This window comes from Kitasatospora putterlickiae, from assembly GCF_039527695.1.
Lineage (GTDB): Bacteria > Actinomycetota > Actinomycetes > Streptomycetales > Streptomycetaceae > Kitasatospora > Kitasatospora putterlickiae.
Window position 1 is genome coordinate 3,232 of record NZ_BAAAKJ010000380.1, and the last position, 3,896, is coordinate 7,127.

Here is a 3,896-nt window from a genome sequence, read left to right on the forward strand (position 1 = left end):
GCCCCCCGTCCGGAGCGGACGGGGGCCTTCGTCGTACGGGGTGCTGCTCCGGGATCAGAACCGGCGGGTGACCAGGGCGCGCTTCACTTCCTGGATCGCCTTGGTGACCTCGATGCCGCGCGGGCAGGCCTCCGAGCAGTTGAAGGTGGTCCGGCAGCGCCAGACGCCCTCACGGTCGTTCAGGATCTCCAGCCGCTGCTCCGCACCCTCGTCGCGCGAGTCGAAGATGAAGCGGTGCGCGTTGACGATCGCGGCCGGGCCGAAGTACTGGCCGTCGTTCCAGAACACCGGGCAGGACGACGTGCACGCGGCGCACAGGATGCACTTGGTGGTGTCGTCGAACCGCTCGCGGTCCTCGGCGGACTGCAGGCGCTCGCGGGTCGGGTCGTTCCCCTTGGTGATGAGGAACGGCATGACGTCCTTGTACGCCTGGAAGAACGGGTCCATGTCCACGACCAGGTCCTTGAGGACCGTCAGGCCCTTGATGGCCTCGATCGTGATCGGCTTCTCCGGGTTGACGTCCTTGATCAGGGTCTTGCACGCCAGCCGGTTGCGGCCGTTGATCCGCATCGCGTCGGAGCCGCAGATGCCGTGCGCGCAGGAACGGCGGTAGGTGAGGGTGCCGTCCTGCTCCCACTTGATCGTGTTGAGCGCGTCCAGGACGCGCTCCTTCGGGTCCATCTCCAGCTGGTAGTCGACCCACACCGGCTCCGGGTGCTCCTCCGGGTTGAACCGGCGGATCCGGAAGGTGACGGTGATCAGCTTGGTGCCACCGGCCTCGACCGCGTCCAGAGCGGCCGAGTGCTTCTCCACGGTCGGAGTGCTCATCAGTACTTACGCTCCATCGGCTGGTAGCGGGTCTGCACGACCGGCTTGTAGTCAAGGCGGATGGAGGTGCTGCCGTCCTCGGCGACCTCCTGGTACGCCATGGTGTGCTGCATGAACTTCACGTCGTCACGGGTCGGGAAGTCCTCGCGGTAGTGACCGCCGCGCGACTCCTCGCGGGCGAGCGCGGAGACCGCCAGGACCTCGGCCAGGTCGAGCAGGTTGCCCAGCTCGATGGCCTCCAGCAGGTCCGTGTTGTAACGGAAGCCCTTGTCCTGGATGGAGACGTTCTTGTAGCGCTCCTTCAGCGCGGCGACGTCCTCGACGGCCTGCTTCAGGGTGGCGCCGGTGCGGTACACCATCGCGTTGGTGTCCATGGACTCCTGCAGCTCCTTGCGGATCTGCGCCACGGACTCGGTGCCGGTGGCCTCGCGCAGGCCGTCGACCATGTTCTGGACCAGCTGCTCCGGGTTCTCCGGCAGCGGCACGAACTCGTTCGCCTCGGCGAACCCGGCGGCGGCGATGCCGGCGCGGCGGCCGAACACGTTGATGTCCAGCAGCGAGTTGGTGCCCAGGCGGTTGGCGCCGTGCACGGACACGCAGGCGACCTCGCCGGCCGCGTACAGGCCCGGGACGACGTCGGTGTTGTTGCGCAGCACCTCACCCTCGACGTTGGTCGGGATGCCGCCCATGGCGTAGTGCGCGGTGGGCTGGATCGGGATCGGGTCCGTGTAGGGCTCGATGCCGAGGTAGGTGCGGGCGAACTCGGTGATGTCCGGGAGCTTGGCGTCCAGCTGCTCCGGCGGCAGGTGGGTCAGGTCCAGGTAGACGTGGTCGCCGTCCGGACCGCAGCCGCGGCCTTCGCGGATCTCGGTGTAGATCGCGCGGGAGCAGACGTCACGGGACGCGAGGTCCTTCATGACGGGGGCGTAGCGCTCCATGAAGCGCTCGCCGTCCTTGTTGCGCAGGATGCCGCCCTCGCCGCGGGCGCCCTCGGTGAGCAGGATGCCCATGCGCCAGATGCCCGTCGGGTGGAACTGGAAGAACTCCATGTCCTCCAGCGGCAGGCCGCGGCGGTAGGCCACCGCCTGGCCGTCACCGGTGAGGGTGTGGGCGTTCGAGGAGACCTTGAACATCTTGCCGGTGCCGCCGGAGGCGAACACGACGGCCTTGGCCTGGAAGACGTGGATCTCGCCGGTGGCCAGCTCGTAGGCGACGACGCCGGCCGTCCTGCCCTCGTTGATGAGCAGGTCGAGGACGTAGAACTCGTTGAAGAACTCGACGCCGTGCTTGACGCAGTTCTGGAACAGCGTCTGCAGGATCATGTGGCCGGTGCGGTCGGCCGCGTAGCAGGAACGGCGGACCGGGGCCTCGCCGTGGTTGCGGGAGTGACCGCCGAAGCGGCGCTGGTCGATCCGGCCCTGCTCGGTGCGGGAGAAGGGCAGGCCCATCTTCTCCAGGTCGAGGACGGCGTCGATGGCCTCCTTGCACATGATCTCGGCGGCGTCCTGGTCGACCAGGTAGTCACCGCCCTTGACCGTGTCGAAGGTGTGCCACTCCCAGTTGTCCTCCTCGACGTTGGCGAGGGCGGCGCACATGCCGCCCTGGGCCGCGCCGGTGTGGGACCGGGTGGGGTAGAGCTTGGTCAGGACGGCGGTGCGGCTGCGCTGCGTCGACTCGATGGCGGCGCGCATGCCGGCGCCGCCGGCGCCGACGATGACGGTGTCGTACTGGTGAATCTGCATGGGGGGTTAACTCGCCTCTGGCCTCTGCCGATGTCCGATTAGATGTTCGGGTCGAAGGTGAAGATCACCAGGGTGCCGAGCAGCACGGTGAAGACCGTGGCGGTACCCATGAGGCCCTTCAGCCAGAGCCGGGTGGAGTCCTTCTCGGCGTAGTCGTTGATGACCTGGCGCATGCCGTTGGCACCGTGCAGCATGGCGAGCCAGAGCATGGTGAGGTCCCAGACCTGCCAGAACGGCGAGGCCCAGCGGCCGGCCACGAAGGCGAAGCCGATCTTGGAGACGCCGCCGTCGAGCACCAGCATGATCAGCAGGTGGCCGAGGATCAGCACCACCAGGACGATGCCGGACAGGCGCATGAACAGCCAGGCCAGCATCTCGAAGTTGGTGCGGGTGCGGCGCGGGGTCTTCTTGGTCCGCTGGCGGGCCGGCTCGATCACGAAGGCGTCGGCGGGGTTGCCCGTGCCGAGGCCCTTGCCGGTGTGCGCCTGCGCGGAGGGGACCACCACAGCGTCGGAGATTTCCGTGGACATGTCTCAGATCACTTCCCGAACCAGGAGGTCAGCGTGTGCTGCAGGATCGGGTAGAAGGCGCCGGCCATGAGGACGACCCAGACTCCGACCACGGTCCAGAGCATCTGCTTCTGGTACTTCGGGCCCTTCGACCAGAAGTCGACGGCGACGACGCGCAGGCCGTTCAGGGCGTGGAACAGGATGGCGGCCACCAGGCCGTACTCCATCAGGTTCACGAGCGGCGTCTTGTACGTCTGGATGACGGTGTCGTACGCCTCGGGCGACACCCGCACCAGGGCGGTGTCCAGGACATGGGCGAACAGGAAGAAGAAGATGAGGACGCCGGTGACTCGATGAGCCACCCAGCTCCACATGCCTTCCCGGCCGCGGTACAGCGTTCCAGCCGGCACGGAAAAACCCTCCGGAAGCGATTGGGGGCTCGGCCGGCTTCGGTGTCGGTCAGCCCGGCCGGGTACGGTCCACCGGCCGCGAGCATCCTATCGACGCGTCGTCGCGAACCGCCTCCGGGGGCCCATGGTGTGATCAAACAGGCACTTCTGGCCTAGTTGAAGGGGAACCGGCGAGCGATTTGCGACATACGGTGACGAATTCGTCGCGCAAAGTCGCGCTACGGTGGGCGGCCCCGTTCACGCCGACACCACGCCGAGGCCCCCGTGCCGCACCCCGCTCCGCGCCCGCCCCGCCCCCTGCTGCTGTCCGCCGTCCTGCTGCTCGCCGCCGGCTGCGCCGCCCCCGCGGGCGGCTCGGCCGACCGGGCGCCCTCCGGGGCGCCGCCCCGCGAGCTGTCCGCCGCCGA

General features: G+C 68.3%; 4 protein-coding genes. All 4 read right to left on the bottom strand.

Going from position 1 to position 3,896, the window contains the following annotated elements:
• Positions 1-54: 54 nt before the first annotated feature.
• Genes ABD308_RS33335 through sdhC form a run of 4 tightly spaced genes read right to left on the bottom strand, consistent with a single transcriptional unit; the run spans position 55 to position 3,489 of the window.
• Positions 55-828 carry a succinate dehydrogenase iron-sulfur subunit gene (locus tag ABD308_RS33335; RefSeq protein WP_344343381.1) on the bottom strand — a complete coding sequence of 258 codons (774 nt, stop codon included), beginning with the start codon at positions 826-828 and terminating at the stop codon, positions 55-57.
• Entirely contained in the window at positions 828-2,570 is a 1,743-nt protein-coding gene (gene sdhA, locus ABD308_RS33340; protein WP_344343383.1) for a succinate dehydrogenase flavoprotein subunit, read from the bottom strand. The genes ABD308_RS33335 and sdhA overlap by 1 nt, the downstream gene beginning before the upstream one ends.
• A gap of 38 nt (positions 2,571-2,608) precedes the next feature.
• Positions 2,609-3,100: a succinate dehydrogenase hydrophobic membrane anchor subunit gene (locus ABD308_RS33345; protein WP_030300556.1), complete on the bottom strand. Its 492-nt coding sequence runs from the start codon at positions 3,098-3,100 to the stop codon at positions 2,609-2,611.
• Between the two features lie 8 nt (positions 3,101-3,108).
• The gene (gene sdhC / locus ABD308_RS33350; protein ID WP_037779669.1) at positions 3,109-3,489 is read right to left on the bottom strand and encodes a succinate dehydrogenase, cytochrome b556 subunit; all 381 of its coding nucleotides are present in this window, start codon (positions 3,487-3,489) and stop codon (positions 3,109-3,111) included.
• Between the last annotated feature and the right edge of the window lie 407 nt (positions 3,490-3,896).

Coding starts and splice junctions, on each gene's coding strand:
- ABD308_RS33335 (WP_344343381.1), bottom strand. CDS start 828: ATGAGCACTCCGACCGTGGAGAAGCACTCGGCCGCTCTGGACGCGGTC.
- sdhA (WP_344343383.1), bottom strand. CDS start 2,570: ATGCAGATTCACCAGTACGACACCGTCATCGTCGGCGCCGGCGGCGCC.
- ABD308_RS33345 (WP_030300556.1), bottom strand. CDS start 3,100: ATGTCCACGGAAATCTCCGACGCTGTGGTGGTCCCCTCCGCGCAGGCG.